Source organism: Ensifer sp. ENS06, from assembly GCF_014852205.1.
GTDB classification, from domain to species: domain Bacteria; phylum Pseudomonadota; class Alphaproteobacteria; order Rhizobiales; family Rhizobiaceae; genus Ensifer; species Ensifer adhaerens.
On the sequence record NZ_JACVBC010000008.1, the window covers coordinates 1 to 15,529 of the forward strand.

The following is a 15,529-nucleotide window of genomic DNA, read 5'->3' on the forward strand; positions in this document are numbered from 1 at the left end:
AAACAGGTGTAGTCTCTTGTTAAAACGTGACCGCCAAAGTCTCTTTCATAAGGAACCGAAGTTCCCCACGAGCTCCGCCGCCCACGTTTCTCTTTCTCTATATTCAATTGTCAAAAAACCGACGAACGCACCGTCCGTCAAACCGTTTCCACAAAGCCCAGAACTCTCGTTCCGAACCCCTCAATCAGCACCAAGCCAACCAGGAAACTCTAGAGCGAAGGTCGTCGTCGCCAGCAGCGCCGCCGCCCTCGTCAGTGATCGGGCTTATAGACCCCCATCCTCACAGACGTCAACAGCCACGTTCAAAAAAACTTCAAAAATCGACAACTCTCTGAATTTACACAATAATTCCAGCTGTTGATAAACTAGGTCGATTTAATGCACCGGAAAACCAGCGAATCCGCGGCGCGAATCTTTGACCAGGCGGTCAAAAACCTGATGGCCATTTCACGTGGCCCAAAACGCCCCTCTGAGCGACCTCATCTACATGTAGACAGCATGGGTCTCTTAGCTGTCAGATGTAGATATCTCCAGCAACGAAGCGCCATACGAAGCACGCTCACGGACGCGCCACGCTTGCCCTTGGCCGGGCTATTGCCGTACTTGCGAATTGTCCGCCCTGCCCGACATGACGATCCATGCGGTGGCGGACCTGCAACATGGTGATGCATGAGCCGACGGATGCACCGACCGCACGCAGCGCCATCATCTCTATAGGGGCGGAGAACCAGACGTGATGACACAGCTTCCTGCGCTTCCGGTTCGCGAGGTGCTGCCCGCACTGGCACAAGCGCTCACCGCAGGCCCCTCCGTGGTGCTTTCGGCCCCACCCGGCGCCGGCAAGACGACGCTCGTTCCACTCTTCCTGCTCGATCAGAACTGGGCAAAAGGCGGAAAGATCATTCTGCTCGAGCCGCGGCGGCTGGCAGCGCGCGCCGCAGCTGGCCGCATGGCCGAGCTCCTGGGAGAAAAGGTCGGCGAAACCGTCGGGTATCGCATGCGTCTCGACAACCGCGTCTCCGGCAAGACACGCATCGAAGTGGTGACCGAAGGTGTGTTTGCCCGCATGATCCTCGACGACCCGGAACTCAAGGGCGTCGCAGCCGTGCTGTTCGACGAATTCCACGAGCGCTCGCTCGACGCGGATTTCGGCCTGGCGCTGGCGCTCGACGTGCAGGCGGCGCTGCGTGACGACCTGAAGATCATCGTTATGTCAGCAACGCTCGATGTCGAGCGGGTCTCGGGCCTGCTTGGCGATGCGCCGGTCATCGAGAGCCAGGGGCGCGGCTATCCGATCGACATCCGCTACCAGGATCGCGGCGGCGACAGCGTCGAGGACACGATGCTGCGGGCCATTGCCGAAGCGCATCGTACGGAAGATGGCTCCATCCTCGCCTTTCTGCCCGGCCAGGCCGAAATCACCCGAGTCGCCACGCGGCTCCAGGACCGCTTCGACAACAATACGGCGATCGTACCGCTTTATGGCAACCTGACCCAGAAGGAACAGGATGCAGCGATCCGGCCGGCGCCATCAGGCACCCGCAAGATCGTGCTTGCCACCTCGATCGCCGAAACTTCGATCACCATCGACGGCGTACGCATCGTCATCGACAGCGGCCTACAGCGCCTTCCGGTGTTCGAGGCAGCGACCGGGATCACGCGGCTGGAGACGGTGCGCGTGTCGCGCGCGTCTGCCGATCAGCGCGCCGGCCGTGCGGGGCGAACCGAACCCGGCATTGCCATCCGTCTCTGGCATAGCGGCCAGACCGCAGCGCTTGCCGCCTTCACGCCGCCGCAGATTCTGGCCAGCGATCTCTCGGGCCTGCTGCTCGACTGCGCCCATTGGGGTGTCAGCGATCCGGCCACCCTTGCCTTCATCGACGCGCCGCCGGAGACGACACTCGCCGAAGCGAGGAAACTGCTGACCAGCCTTGGCGCGCTGGACGAGGCCGGCGCGCTGACCCCGACGGGCCGCAAGATCCGCGACCTGGCCTTGCCGCCGCGGCTGGCGGCAATGGCGGTTGCCGCGGCCGAAGAGGGACAGGCGGAAACCGCGTGTCTCTTGGCGGTGATGCTGACCGAACAGGGCTTGGGCGGCAACAGCGTCGATCTCGAGGACCGGGTGCGCCGCTTCCGTCAGGAGCGTGGCGACCGCGCCGGCGCCTCGCGCAATCTGGCGCGGCGCATGGCGGCCGAGCTGAAGGGCGCGCCGAAATCGAGCGAACCGATCCAGCCGGGTGCCCTGCTGATGCACGCCTTTCCCGACCGCATCGCGCTGCAGCGCGGTGGCCGCGGCCGATTCGTCATGGCGAACGGACGGGGCGCCGAGATCCCCGAGACGGAGCGGCTGGCGGCGGCTTCCATGCTCGTCATCGCCGACCTGACCGGCCGCGCCGGCGGCCAGCGCGTGCTGGCGGCGGCAGAGCTGACGCGCGCCGAGGTCGAGGCGCATATGCCCGAGGCGATAACCCGCGAGGACCAGAGCTTTTTCGACAAGGCCAGCCGGCAGGTGCGGGCGCGTCGGGTCACGCGGCTCGGCGCCATCATCTTCGAGGAGGCGCCGCTCACACGACCGACCGGTGAATCGGCGGCGCGGGCACTGGCCGACGGCGTACGCCAGCTCGGCCTTGCCATCCTGCCCTTCTCCAAGGAAGCGATGCAGATGCGCGACCGCCTCGGCTTCCTCAACCGCTCGATCGGTGAACCCTGGCCGGATGTTTCCGACGAAGCGCTGCTCGACCGTCTCGACGACTGGTTCGTTCCCTTCCAGCACGGCATCACCGCGATTGCCGACATCAAGGCATCCAACCTCTCCGACGGTCTGCTCTCCCTCATTCCACACGAGCGGCAACGGGAACTCGGGCGGCTGGCGCCGACGCATTTCGAGGCGCCGACCGGGCAACGGCACCCGATCCACTACGACGGCGACGAGCCGCTGCTATCGATCCGGGTACAGGAGCTGTTTGGCCTGAAGACCCATCCGGCGATCGGCGATGGGCGGCTGCCGTTGCTGCTCGAGCTGATCTCGCCCGGACATCGGCCGATCCAGACGACGCGCGACCTGCCCGGTTTCTGGGCGGGTTCCTGGCGCGATGTGCGCGCCGACATGCGCGGGCGCTATCCGAAGCATCCCTGGCCCGAGGATCCGGCCAATGCGGCGCCGACGACACGGGCGAAGCCCCGTGGTACATGAGACGAAAGCATCGATCATTGGAATGCAGGCACGAATGACCACTGTTGCGCTCGAACACAACAACGACCAGACCAGCAACCGCAGCCTGCGCCTGCAGACGCTCGTTCGGCTGCGCTGGCTTGCCGTCGGCGGCCAGTCGATCGCCGTCCTCATCACGGCCTTCTGGCTGCAGTTTCCTCTGCCTCTGATTTCCTGCCTGGTGCTGATCGCGAGCCTCGCGCTGGTCAACGCCTATGTGACGTTGCGCTATCCGCCGACGCACCGGTTGCAGCCGCCGGCGGCCTTCGCGCTTCTCGGCCTCGATCTCGCGCAGATCACCGGATTGCTGTTCATCACAGGCGGGCTCACCAATCCCTTCGCGCCGCTGCTCTGCGTCCCGGTCATCATTTCCTCTGCGTCGCAGCCGAAGTCACACAGCATCATTCTTGCCGGTTTTGCGGTAATCGCCATCACCGCACTCGCCTTCTCACCCTTTCCGCTGCCCTGGTATCCGGGCACGGTCCTGCTGATGCCGCGGGTGCTGACCGCCGGCATCTGGTTTGCGATCGTCTCGATGACCGCCTTTGCCGCCTTCTATACCTACCGCGTGTCGCTGGAAGCGAGTGAGCTGTCGGAAGCGCTGACGGCGACCGAACTGGTGCTTCAGCGGGAAAAGCACCTGTCGCAGCTCGATGGGCTTGCGGCAGCGGCAGCCCATGAACTCGGCACGCCGCTTGCGACCATCAGCGTCGTCGCCAAGGAGATGGAACGCGAACTCGGCGACGATCCGCGCTTCGGGGAGGACGTGCATCTGCTGCGCAGCCAGAGCGAACGCTGCCGCGATATCCTGAAGCGGCTGACGACGCTGTCCTCCGAGAGCGAGGAGCACATGCGGCTTTTGCCGCTGTCGTCGCTGATCGAAGAGGTGATGGCGCCGCATCGCGAGTTCGGCATCCACATCGAGCTCATCGAAAAGGGCGACCGTGCCACGGAGCCGGTGGGCAACCGCAATGCCGGCATTCTCTATGGGCTCGGCAACCTCTTGGAAAACGCCGTCGACTACGCCAAGAAACAGGTGACCGTAACCGTCGAGCACACGGCGGATCGGGTTCGCGTCACGATCGCCGACGATGGTGACGGTTTCGCGCCCGATATCCTGCAGCGGATCGGCGAACCCTATGTGACACGCAGGCAGAAGGATGACAGCGCCGGCGGCCTCGGGCTCGGGCTCTTTATCGCAAAGACGCTGCTCGAACGCTCGGGCGCGCGCCTGCGCTTCGAGAATGGCGGGCCGGAGAGGCCGGGCGCCCGGGTCAGCGTCGAATGGCCGCGCGCCCTCATGGATACGAAACTGGCGAAATGACATTTCGCAGTTTATTGAACGAGGCAGAAACCTATAATCTCGGCGAAACCGTTCCGTTTTTGCCCAAGGATTGCGAGAATGACCGACAAATCGACAGCTTCGCCCAGCACCACCGCACAGGACGCCGAACTGATCGGACCGGACCGCACCCTGTTGCTGGTCGATGACGACGCACCCTTTCTCAGGCGGTTGGCCCGCGCCATGGAAGCCCGTGGCTTTTCGGTCGACATCGCCGAATCGGTCGCGGAAGGCATCGCCAAGGCCAAGGGCAACCCGCCGAAATATGCGGTCATCGACCTCAGGCTCGGCGACGGCAGCGGCCTCGACGTGATCGAAGCGATCCGCGGACGGCGCGACGACACGCGCATGATCATGCTGACCGGCTACGGCAACATCGCCACCGCCGTGAACGCGGTGAAGCTCGGCGCGGTCGACTATCTCGCCAAGCCTGCCGATGCCGACGACATCTTTGCCGCGCTCGTGCAGCGCCAGGGCGAACGCGTCGAGCCGCCGGAAAACCCGATGTCGGCCGATCGCGTGCGGTGGGAACATATTCAGCGCGTCTATGAAATGTGCGAGCGCAACGTCTCGGAAACGGCGCGCCGGCTCAACATGCATCGCCGCACGCTACAGCGCATTCTCGCCAAGCGCGCGCCGAAGTAAGCAATCAACTTCCACGACCGGCGCACAACCGCTGCTCCGGTCGCTTTTCCCCGCGGGATCAGTCGCGACCGCCGGAGAGGATGTCGCCGATCGAATCACCGAGTTCGCCGTTGCGCTCGGCCGCCCATTCGGCAAGCATCAGCCGTTGTGCTGCCGTACGGGCAAAGAGTTGCAACACCGACTTGCGTGTCGCCGGCGGCAGCCTGTGTTCGGGCGCCTCGCGAACGATGTGGCCTTCATAACCGTCAGACAGCAGCAGTCCGCAGTCCTCCGGAAAGATGTCCAGTGGCACGCCGGCATGGGTGGCGAAGAACAGCCGGTCGCAGTGCTGTCGGTAGTCCGGCCATTTGCGGTCGACACGAAAGTCCTCGATCGAGGTTTTGATCTCGACGATCCAGATCTCGCCCTTCGCCGACAAGGAGATCAGATCGGCACGCCGCCCACTCGCCAAAGTCAATTCCGGCAGGACCGCATGGCGCAGCTCGGCGAAAAGCCGCTGCACGCCGCGGCGCACCATCATCGCGCGATTCGATTGGCGACCGTCGATCAAGGGGTTGTCGCCATGGATGGAGAGGATCGTCATGCGTCCGGTGTCCTTTGAGCCGGTCATTTTGTTGCAAAAAAACAAGGGTCATGGAATTTGCACTTTTCAGCCAAATTGTGGCCGCGCAATCTCTTGCATAGCTCAAACTAATCGAAAATAACCGTAGTCACTGTTGGTCGCGGCGACCCAGTTTTTACTTCGCTTCTTTTTAAGAGACTCCCATGCGCTTCCGCAATGCCTTCCTCTTGTGCAGCCTCGCGGCGACACTCGCCGTTGCCGGCTGCTCGACGACCTCGTCCAAGCCCGAAACGGCTGCGAACGAACCCGCGCCCGCAACGGTACAGGTTGCTACGAATCAGATCTTTAACGGCGATTATGGCGCAGTTGAGGATCACGGTTACGCGCTGCCGGCCATTCCGATCAGCAAGGTCGATACCCGTTTCCATCGCCAGATCGTCGATTACGCCACCAGCGAGCGCCCCGGAACGATCGTCGTCAACACGCCGAATCGCTTCCTCTACTACGTGCTGCCGGGCGGCAAGGCCGTTCGTTACGGCATCGGCGTCGGCAAGGCCGGTTTTGCATGGGAAGGCGAAGCCTATATTGCCTGGAAGCAGGAATGGCCGATGTGGCATCCGCCGAAGGAAATGGCGGAACGCAAGCCGGAAGTCGCCAAGTACGTCGAAGATGGCATGGGTCCCGGCCTCAAGAACCCGCTTGGCGCCCGCGCGCTCTACCTCTTCAATGACCAGGGCAAGGATACACTGTTCCGTCTGCACGGCACGCCGGAATGGTCCTCGATCGGTACCGCCGCTTCGTCCGGCTGCATCCGCCTGATCAACCAGGACATCATCGACCTCTATTCGCGCGTTCGCCCCGGCAAGAGCGCCCGCGTCGTCGTCCAGCAGTAATCGAATCAGATCGACACTGACAAAGCCGCCGACCCTGTCGGCGGCTTTTTTCGTTCGCGCTCAACGTCACCCAACTTCCGAGCGAAAGCCGCAAGCAGGCACACCATCGACGCAAAGTTGCCGTCCTGATTCGCGCTCAAATCAGGGTCGCGGAATTTGTCCCTGTCCGCTCGGAAAGTTCAATTTCGACTTAAATTCAGTCGCTTATTAAGTAAGCGTTATCTAAATAATCGAAACAGTGTGCCCACGAAATTCCGCTCGGAAGGGACTGGCATGCTGATCAAGACCAAGCTTATCGGCGCAATCGCGCTTCTATCATCCATCGCTATCGGCATCGCTATTCACAGCCAGAGCACGCTGTCGGAAACCAGCGACATGATGGACGCGGTCTACGCCGATCGCATTGTGCCGCTGAAGAACCTGAAGGCGACTTCCGACGCCTTTGCGGTCTCGATCGTCGATGCTGCCCACAAGGTGCGCAATGGTAACGAATCGATGGAGAGCGGGCTTGCCTCGGTCAATGCCGCACGGGAAACGATCAAGTCAAACTGGGATGCCTATGCGGCGACCTCGATGACCGACGAGGAACGGAAACTCGTCGACAATGCACGAAGCCAGATGGTCGTTGCGATGGATTCGATCACGGCACTCACGCGGATCCTCTCGGCCAAGGACCAGAAGGCTCTTGATGCCTTCGTGCGCGACAAGCTCTACGCGACGATCGATCCGCTGACGGCCACGATCTCCGAGATTTCGGACCTGCAGGTCGAACTTTCGGGTACGGCCTTCGAGGCCAAGCATCATGAGTTCGAAGCCGTACAGACACTCAACATTGGGATCATCGTTCTCGTCGTGGCGCTTGCTGCCGGCACCCTCCTCGTGGTGCTGCGCGGCGTCGTCGGACCGCTCGCCCGCCAGATCGCCGCCATGCGCCGGCTGATCGACGGCCACGTTGAAGATGCCGACGAACCGGTGCGCGGCAAGGACGAGATCGCCGAAATGGCCCGCGCCATTCAATCCTTCCGCGAGGCGGCGCGCTCGAATCTTCGGCTGCAGGCGGAGGCCGAAGAGAACCGCCGCAACGGCGAGGCCGAACGTGTCCGCGTCCAGAAGGCGGCGGAGCAGGCGGCGCAGGAAAAGCTGACGCAGGCGACCGCCGGACTTGCCGGCGGCCTGCAGCGGCTGGCCAACGGCGATCTCGCCGTTCAGCTACATGAGCCGTTCGCCGCCGAGTTCGAACAATTACGGCACGACCTCAACAAGGCGGCCGCGCAGTTGAACGATGCGCTTCTCGCCGTTGCCGACAGCGCCCAAAACATCGGCATGGGGACGCGCGAAATCAGCCAGAGCGCCGACGACCTGTCCAAGCGCACCGAACAGCAGGCCGCGTCTCTCGAGGAAACGGCCGCGGCGCTCGATCAGATCACCGCCAATGTCAGCAATTCCTCAAGACGGACGGAGGAGGCACGCGACATCGCCGGCGAGGCGAAGACCAGCGCGGCCCAATCCGCCGTCGTCGTCGCCAACGCGGTGGAAGCCATGCGTCGGATCGAGGAATCCTCCAGCCAGATTTCCAGCATTATCGGCGTCATCGACGAGATCGCCTTCCAGACAAATCTCTTGGCGCTGAATGCCGGCGTCGAAGCAGCGCGGGCCGGCGAAGCGGGAAAGGGCTTCGCCGTCGTGGCCCAGGAGGTGCGCGAGCTCGCCCAGCGCTCGGCGAAGGCTGCGAAAGAAATCAAGGATCTCATCCGTACATCGAGCCGGGAGGTCGAGAACGGCGTGCACCTGGTGCGCGACACCGGCGAGGCGCTGCAGACGATCGAAGCGCATGTGATCACGATCAACGAACACATGGCGGCGATCGCCACCTCCGCCCGCGAACAGTCGGTGGGATTGAGCGAAGTCAACACCGCCGTCAACCAGATGGACCAGGTAACGCAGCGGAACGCAGCGATGGTCGAGGAAGCCAATGCGGCCTCCGCGACGCTGGCGCAGGAAGGCACGAACCTGCGCAACCTGATCGACCGTTTCACGCTCGCCGGCGAGGCCCAGCCAAAGGGCAGGCCGATGGCGCCTGCCCCGGCAGTCGCCGCAACCACGCGTGACCAGGGACGTCCTCAGCCGGTACGCCGACCAGCCCCCTATGCCACCCACGGCAATGCCGCACTCGCAACGGACGGCTGGGCGGAGTTTTAGAGCGGCACGGGCTGCGATCGTGTCTGGAAGACCGGACCACCGCTGAAACGAAAGAGCCGTGCGTTCATGTGAACGCACGGCTCTTTTCCAATACCCCGACTTCGGTGGCGAATCAGGCGGCGTTGCGCGCCTTCAGCTCCAGGCGGCGGCGGTGCAGGACCGGCTCGGTGTAGCCGTTCGGCTGCTCGCGGCCCTTGAGGACGAGTTCGACGGCGGCCTGGAAGGCAATCGAACGGTCGAAATTGCCGGCCATCGCGACGTAGAGCGGATCATCGGCGTTCTGACTGTCGACGACGGCCGCCATGCGCTTCATCGTCTCGACGACCTGGGCCTCGGTGACGAGGCCATGATGCAACCAGTTGGCCATGTGCTGGGCGGAGATGCGCAGCGTCGCACGGTCTTCCATCAGGCCGACATTGTTGATGTCCGGAACCTTCGAGCAGCCGACGCCCTGATCGACCCAGCGCACGACGTAGCCGAGGATGCCTTGCGCGTTGTTGTCGAGTTCGCGCTGGATTTCCTCGGACGTCCAGTTCGGACGGACGGCGACCGGCACGGACAGGATATCGGAGAGCTTGGCGCGGGTACGGCTCTTCAGGCTCGCCTGGACTTCGGCAACATTGACGCGGTGATAGTGGGTCGCGTGCAGAGTGGCCGCCGTCGGCGACGGCACCCAGGCGGTGTTGGCGCCGGCCTTCGGGTGGGCGATCTTCTGCTCGAGCATCGCCGCCATCAGATCGGGCATCGCCCACATGCCCTTGCCGATCTGGGCGTGACCGGACAGGCCGCATTCAAGCCCGATGTCGACGTTCCAGTTTTCATAGGCGCCGATCCAGGCTGCCTGCTTCATGTCGCCCTTGCGGATCATCGGGCCGGCTTCCATGGAGGTGTGCATTTCGTCGCCGGTGCGATCGAGGAAGCCGGTGTTGATGAAGACGACGCGCTCGCGGGCCGCGCGGATGCATTCCTTGAGGTTGACCGTCGTGCGGCGCTCCTCGTCCATGATGCCCATCTTCATGGTGTTGGCGGGCATGCGGAGCGCCTTTTCGACACCGGCGAAAATCTCGCTGGCGAAGGCGACTTCCTCGGGGCCATGCATCTTCGGCTTGACGACATACATGGAACCCTCGCGGGAGTTCATGCGGCGACCGCCGTTGCCGACATCGTGGAGGGCAATCAGCGCCGTCACCATCGCGTCCATGATGCCCTCGGGCACTTCCTTGCCGTCGCGGTCAAGGATAGCCGGATTCGTCATGAGGTGGCCGACGTTGCGGACCAGCATCAGCGAGCGGCCGGGAAGGGAAAGCGTACCGCCGGCAGTTGCCGTGTAAACGCGGTCGGCATTGAGACGACGGGTAAAGGTCTTGCTGCCCTTGGCAACCTCTTCTTCGAGGTCGCCCTTCATCAGGCCGAGCCAGTTGCGGTAGACGACGACCTTGTCTTCGGCATCGACGGCGGCGACAGAATCTTCGCAGTCCATGATCGTGGTGATCGCCGATTCGAGAATGACGTCGGCGATGCCCGCCGGATCTTCCTTGCCGATCGGCGTGGTGGCGTCGAGGACGACGATCGCATGCAGATTGTTGTGCCGGAGAACGATCTCGAAGCGCACACCTTCAGCCCCGGAATAGCCGGCGAATTGAGCGGCGTTGCGCAGTGCAGTGCTCGAACCATCCTTGAGACCAATCGCCAGCGCACTGCCAGCAACCTTCAGGGACGTAACGTCGGCCCAGCTTCCATTCGCCAGCGGCGCACTGGCGTCGAGGAAGTTTCGCGCCCAGGCGATGACCTTGGCGCCGCGCTTCGGATTGTAGCCGCGGCCCTTCTCGGCACCATCAGCGTCCGAAATCGCGTCCGTGCCGTAGAGCGCATCGTAGAGCGAGCCCCAGCGTGCATTTGCGGCGTTCAGCGCATAGCGCGCATTCATGACCGGAACGACGAGCTGCGGGCCGGCGATCGTCGCGATCTCCGGATCGACATTGGCGGTCGAAACGCTGAACTCGCCACCCTCGGGCAGCAGGTAGCCGATATCGCGCAGGAAGGCCTGATAGGTCTCCATATCGCTGGGGGCGCCGTTCTGCTTGTACCAGGCGTCGAGCTTGGCCTGCAGGTCGTCGCGCTTGGCGAGCAGCGCCCGGTTCTTCGGCGCCAGATCGTGCACGAGGGCGGAAAGCTCAGCAAAGAAGTGCTCTGCATCGACGCCGGTGCCGGGCATCGCCTCTTCCACCAGGAAGCGATGGAGGTCCGCATCAATCTTCAATCCATACGTCTCAATGCGGTCCATCTGCCAACTCCTTGAAATAGACGTAAGGAGCGCCACCGATCCGAACGGATGCGATGAAAACGCCCCAACATGTTGATCTTGCGCCTGAAGCGGGTCTCGGACCAGCCCATGCGCAATACGCGCGTGAAACGGCCGCAGTTTCTCACCAATTCATTCCCTGTCAATTCTGCAAGGATGCGAAGAATTGTTTCCGAAATGGAAAAGATCAGCCGTGCGCGATGCGCGGCCGGCCGCTGGCGGACGCAACGAACCGGGCCTCGATCAGCTTGGGGCTGCCCTCGACCTCCGGCGCATCGATTTCCTCGCGCAGCAACGACGCGGGATCATCGGCACCGTTGGTGCGCGCCGCCTCCAGCGCTGCGGTCTCGGCCCGTCGGCGCGCGGCACCAAAAGCCTTTTCCTGATCGAGAAAGCGTTCGCTGGCCCCGGCCCCGTTGACGACAAAAATGCCCTCCTCCGGCATCGTCACGAAAACGGTGACGGTGGCGCTTACCTGGCCGACCACGGCGCCGACGGCATTGGCGACGCCGGCCTCCTCGGGAATGGCGGCTTCGGTTCCGAGCATCTCGGCAATAGCCGGGTAATAAACCGGCGCCGAAGCGCCAAGACCGACGAGCGGACGATCGAGACCAAGCGAGAACCGGACGATGCCGGGCATCCGGGTCAGCGCACGATCGACGGCCTGCGACACCGCGGGATCGATCGCGCCGGCGCCGTCCTCGCCGAGGCAGGCCTGCAGGATGACCTCGGAGGATTGCCGCGTCAGCCGATCGACGATCATCTGCGCCAGCGCCTGTGGAGAAGAAGCAATCGGCTGGCCGGAGCCGTCGCGGGTCCGGGCCGCAAGCTGAATGCAAAGCTCGGCCGCTTCGAGGTTCCATTGCGACTGCCGGCCGAGCACATGCATGGCGTCGGACGGCGTCAGACCGCAGATATGGACGAGCCCCCGGGCCACCAAACGATCGAGCGTCGCCTTCTGTGGCGTCGAGACGAGCAGCGTTTCAAGCGAGACGGGGACGCTACCGATGCGCTCGTAGAGCGCCTGCTCCTGTGGCTGCAGGCCGCTTGCCAGATGATCCGGCAGGCCGGTACGCACAGCAAAGCGCCCATTGTTGCGCCCGGTGTGCTGGGCGCGCATCTGTTTTTCCAGCACCGAGATGACGGCGTCGCCGTGGAGCGCTGCGGCGAGGCTCAGCGGCATCAGCCGGCGCGGACCGAGGTCGATCTTCGCCTTGAGGCCGCGATCGTTGATGCGCACTTCCGAATCACCGCCAAGGCCGTAGGTCCGCATCGCAACAGCCTCGACCATGGTGCGGAAGCCACCAACGACGGCGCCTTCGGCATCGAGACGCGGGCGGCCGCCATCGAGCACGGCCACGTCGGTGGTGGTGCCGCCGATGTCCGAAACCACGGCGTTGTCGAGGCCGGTCAGATGCCTCGCGCCGACGAGGCTTGCTGCCGGACCGGAGAGGATCGTCTCGATCGGGCGCAGCCGCGCCTCCTCGGCCGAAATCAGCGCACCGTCACCGCGCACCACCATCATTGGCACGTCGATGCCGCGCGCCTTGAGGAACCCTTCGCAGGACCCGATCAGCCGGTCGATCATCGAGACGAGGCGGGCGTTGAGCAGCGTCGTCAAGGCACGGCGCGGCCCCCCGAGTTTCGAGGACAGTTCGTGGCTGCAGGTGACTGGCAGGTGCGAGACCTCGCGGATGCGGTCGCGCACGCGCTTTTCATGATCCGGATTACGAACGGCGAAATAGCCGGCAATGGCGAAGGAGGAGACCTGATCAGCCAGCACCGGCAGGACGGCGTCGAGCTCGCTCATGTCCAGCGGGGTCTCACCGCCATGCACATTGTGGCCGCCCGGCAGGAAGACTACCGGATCCGAGCCGAGCGCTTCCTGCAAACCGTCGCGCTTCAGATCCTCGGGGCCGAAGCCGATCATGACGAGGCCGGCGCGGCCGCCCTGCCCTTCAACCAGCGCATTGGTGGCAAGCGTCGTCGACAGGGAGACCATGCTGATCGCCGAGACCGGCACGCTGGCCTGATCGAGCACCGCTTCGACTGCACCGGAAATGCCGACCGCGAGGTCATGGCGGGTCGTCAGCGCCTTGGCCTTGGCGACCACCCCCTTCGTCTCCGAGAAGAGGGCGGCGTCGGTGTAGGTGCCGCCGGTGTCGATGCCGAGAAGAAAATGGGAGGTCAATTCGCGCAGTCCGGAATTCGCGCGGGGCGCAGAGGCCCCGGGTTCAATGGGGATCGATGCGGTGATATGACATATTTCAGGAGAAGACCATCGTGTCGCAGACATCGACGATGAGTTCAGCGACACCGGTGAGAATGGCAGGGGTCCATCGCATGCTCGAACGCCGCCATCCGTTGCTCGTCGCCTTGCTGTCAGCGGGCATCCTGTGTCTTGCAGCAATGCCGTCCCGCGCACAGGACGCGGTGGAAGAGGAATACAAGCCGCAGCTGCCCGAAGTCGCGATCTACAAGGCGATGCTCGATGCCAACAAGCAGACCGGCTGGATCCAGTTTCGCGACTATGACGACCGGCAGCTGATCTATTTCACGGCACTGCAGACGATGCATTGCCGGCTATCGGAAATCCGCTACTCGATCAATTCCGACGCACTCGACCAACGCTTCCCGCTGGCCAAGTGCAATCCCCAGCTGCCCTTCAACCTGCCCGGCGACGAGACGGCCGAATATGTCTACATCTCGCTGCCCGCCAAAACGGCGCAAACGCTGACGATCCAGGCGGTCTGGGACGATGGCGCCGGAAGCGAGATCGTGGTTTACAAGCCCTGCGACAATGTCGGCGACGCCACCTGCGCACAGATCAAGACGATCAAGAAGCCGTCGAAAATGCTACAGCAGCCGAAGCCGGCGGATTCTCCGGTGCGTTCCGTTCAGTCACCGATCCCCGGCAAGACCTTCAGCGAGCCGAAACCCTCATCGGCAACCCGCCCCGCGGTTGAGTAGTGAGCCGCTGCACCGGCCAAGGATTGGTTTCCGCGGTCGTATCGAAGCGGTAGCGGTGCATCATCACTGCCAACGCGATCACCGCTTCCTGCAGCGCGAAAGTCGCGCCGATGCAGACGCGCGGGCCGGCACCGAAGGGCAGATACTGGTAGCGGTTCAGCTTCTCTCGGTTTTCCGGCAGGAAACGCTCGGGCATGAACGCGCGCGGCTTATCCCAGTAGAGCACATGGCGATGCAGCGTCCAGGGCATGATCAGTACGGCGATCCCTTTGGGGATGCGCACCCGCTCGCCAGTCGGTGAGGTCCACGCGTCTTCCTCGATCGCCGCGCGATTGATCGACGGCGCCGGCGGATAGAGCCGCATCGCCTCCTCGAAGGCGGCGAGCACATGCGGCATCAGACCAAGCCATTCGACCGGCTCGGCACCGCTTGCCATCGCGGTATCGATCTCGGCTTCCATGATTTCGCGATAGGCCGGCGTGTTGGCAATGCAGTAGAGCGTCCAGGCGAGTGCCCGGGCCGTGGTCTCGTGCCCGGCACCGATGAAGGTCAGGATGTTGTCCTCGATCTCCGCGGTCGAAAGGCCCTGGCTGCCCTCGATCTCCAGAAGCAACGTCAGGAAATCCTGCGGCGTGCCCTTAGGGTCCTCCGCCATCTTGCGGCGGCGAAGCGCCATGGTCTCCGACACGATCGAGCGGAAGCGGTTCATCACCTTCTTGCCGCCGATGCGCGTCGGGCGCGGGATCCATTCGGGCGCCAGCAGAATGTCCATCGGATCGACGCGGCCCATGCGGTGCAGCAATTCCTCGACGCTCTGGACGAAGCCTTCGCGCTCGACGGCGACCTCACCGGAAAACAGCGTTTCGGCCAGGATGTCGAAGGTCAGTTCCGTCATGTCGTTGGCGACATTGGTGGTAAAGGGAGCTTCCTGGGCTCCGGCATAGCGCTCGACGAACTGCTCCGAACTGCGCAGCATCTGGCCGGCAAAGCCCTTGGCGTGGCGCGGCGTGAACACCGGCGCCATGGCCTTGCGCGAACGCTTCCAGACCTCGCCTTCCGCCGTCAGCAGCCCGTCGCGCAGGATGGGCCGCAGGATCAGCCGGCGCACCTTCGACATTTCGTAATTGGCGACGTTATCGACGAGGATATGGCGGATGAGGCCGGGATCGTTGACGATCAGGGTGCGCTGGGTAACGAACTTCGTCTCGATCCAGGGCAGCGTATAGGATGGCTCGCCCCACAGTTCGAGCGGATTGCGCAGCACGGTCCTGATGATCTTCAGGTAGGAAGGAATGCCGACACGGGGAACGGGAGCCGGCGGTTCGAACGGCTCCGGACGCATGTCCATGGTGATTGCCTTTCTCGATTGCCCCAGGATTTCAGGTTTTTACGGCGCAATCAAGGA

10 protein-coding genes are annotated in these 15,529 nt (G+C 63.5%); 6 read left to right on the forward strand and 4 right to left on the reverse strand.

Going from position 1 to position 15,529, the window contains the following annotated elements; genetic code table 11:
• Nucleotides 1–736: 736 nt before the first annotated feature.
• The 3 genes from hrpB to IB279_RS24210 all read left to right on the forward strand — a co-directional run bounded on the left by hrpB (nucleotide 737) and on the right by IB279_RS24210 (nucleotide 5,198).
• Nucleotides 737–3,193: an ATP-dependent helicase HrpB gene (hrpB, locus tag IB279_RS24200; RefSeq protein WP_112772889.1), complete on the forward strand. Its 2,457-nt coding sequence runs from the start codon at nucleotides 737–739 to the stop codon at nucleotides 3,191–3,193.
• A 34-nt stretch (nucleotides 3,194–3,227) separates the two neighbouring features.
• A complete protein-coding gene (locus tag IB279_RS24205; RefSeq protein WP_034802125.1) occupies nucleotides 3,228–4,535 on the forward strand; it encodes an ActS/PrrB/RegB family redox-sensitive histidine kinase in 1,308 nt (435 codons plus the stop codon).
• Between the two features lie 78 nt (nucleotides 4,536–4,613).
• On the forward strand, nucleotides 4,614–5,198 hold the full coding sequence (locus IB279_RS24210) for an ActR/PrrA/RegA family redox response regulator transcription factor (RefSeq protein ID WP_034802128.1): 585 nt from the start codon (nucleotides 4,614–4,616) through the stop codon (nucleotides 5,196–5,198).
• Between the two features lie 58 nt (nucleotides 5,199–5,256).
• On the opposite strand, the gene IB279_RS24215 is transcribed toward IB279_RS24210, so the two are convergent.
• Entirely contained in the window at nucleotides 5,257–5,781 is a 525-nt protein-coding gene (locus IB279_RS24215) for an MmcB family DNA repair protein (protein WP_060608897.1), read from the reverse strand.
• Between the two features lie 182 nt (nucleotides 5,782–5,963).
• Here IB279_RS24215 and IB279_RS24220 point away from each other — a divergent pair, with 182 nt between their 5' ends.
• Both IB279_RS24220 and IB279_RS24225 read left to right on the forward strand, forming a co-directional pair.
• Nucleotides 5,964–6,653, forward strand: coding sequence for a L,D-transpeptidase (locus IB279_RS24220; protein WP_034802133.1), 690 nt, complete (start codon nucleotides 5,964–5,966; stop codon nucleotides 6,651–6,653).
• A 273-nt stretch (nucleotides 6,654–6,926) separates the two neighbouring features.
• A complete protein-coding gene (locus IB279_RS24225; protein ID WP_112772888.1) occupies nucleotides 6,927–8,852 on the forward strand; it encodes a methyl-accepting chemotaxis protein in 1,926 nt (641 codons plus the stop codon).
• Nucleotides 8,853–8,964: 112 nt separating this feature from the next.
• Here IB279_RS24225 and IB279_RS24230 read toward each other — a convergent pair whose 3' ends face one another.
• Together IB279_RS24230 and IB279_RS24235 are read right to left on the reverse strand one after the other, a co-directional pair.
• The gene (locus IB279_RS24230; RefSeq protein WP_192339885.1) at nucleotides 8,965–11,136 is read right to left on the reverse strand and encodes a malate synthase G; all 2,172 of its coding nucleotides are present in this window, start codon (nucleotides 11,134–11,136) and stop codon (nucleotides 8,965–8,967) included.
• 205 nt (nucleotides 11,137–11,341) lie between these two features.
• Complete coding sequence (locus tag IB279_RS24235) at nucleotides 11,342–13,345, reverse strand: hydantoinase/oxoprolinase N-terminal domain-containing protein (RefSeq protein ID WP_112772886.1); 2,004 nt, start codon at nucleotides 13,343–13,345, stop codon at nucleotides 11,342–11,344.
• Between the two features lie 92 nt (nucleotides 13,346–13,437).
• Here IB279_RS24235 and IB279_RS24240 point away from each other — a divergent pair, with 92 nt between their 5' ends.
• Nucleotides 13,438–14,124 (forward strand): hypothetical protein, encoded by a 687-nt coding sequence (locus tag IB279_RS24240; RefSeq protein WP_146749594.1) that lies wholly within the window; start codon nucleotides 13,438–13,440, stop codon nucleotides 14,122–14,124.
• Here IB279_RS24240 and IB279_RS24245 read toward each other — a convergent pair.
• Nucleotides 14,078–15,472 carry a cytochrome P450 gene (locus IB279_RS24245; RefSeq protein WP_112772884.1) on the reverse strand — a complete coding sequence of 465 codons (1,395 nt, stop codon included), beginning with the start codon at nucleotides 15,470–15,472 and terminating at the stop codon, nucleotides 14,078–14,080. The two genes, IB279_RS24240 and IB279_RS24245, sit on opposite strands and share 47 nt — an antisense overlap.
• Between the last annotated feature and the right edge of the window lie 57 nt (nucleotides 15,473–15,529).

Bases quoted from the DNA above. Each gene is read 5' to 3' on its own strand.
- hrpB (WP_112772889.1), top strand. From the start codon at position 737: ATGACACAGCTTCCTGCGCTTCCGGTTCGCGAGGTGCTGCCCGCACTG.
- IB279_RS24205 (WP_034802125.1), top strand. From the start codon at position 3,228: ATGACCACTGTTGCGCTCGAACACAACAACGACCAGACCAGCAACCGC.
- IB279_RS24210 (WP_034802128.1), top strand. From the start codon at position 4,614: ATGACCGACAAATCGACAGCTTCGCCCAGCACCACCGCACAGGACGCC.
- IB279_RS24215 (WP_060608897.1), bottom strand. From the start codon at position 5,781: ATGACGATCCTCTCCATCCATGGCGACAACCCCTTGATCGACGGTCGC.
- IB279_RS24220 (WP_034802133.1), top strand. From the start codon at position 5,964: ATGCGCTTCCGCAATGCCTTCCTCTTGTGCAGCCTCGCGGCGACACTC.
- IB279_RS24225 (WP_112772888.1), top strand. From the start codon at position 6,927: ATGCTGATCAAGACCAAGCTTATCGGCGCAATCGCGCTTCTATCATCC.
- IB279_RS24230 (WP_192339885.1), bottom strand. From the start codon at position 11,136: ATGGACCGCATTGAGACGTATGGATTGAAGATTGATGCGGACCTCCAT.
- IB279_RS24245 (WP_112772884.1), bottom strand. From the start codon at position 15,472: ATGGACATGCGTCCGGAGCCGTTCGAACCGCCGGCTCCCGTTCCCCGT.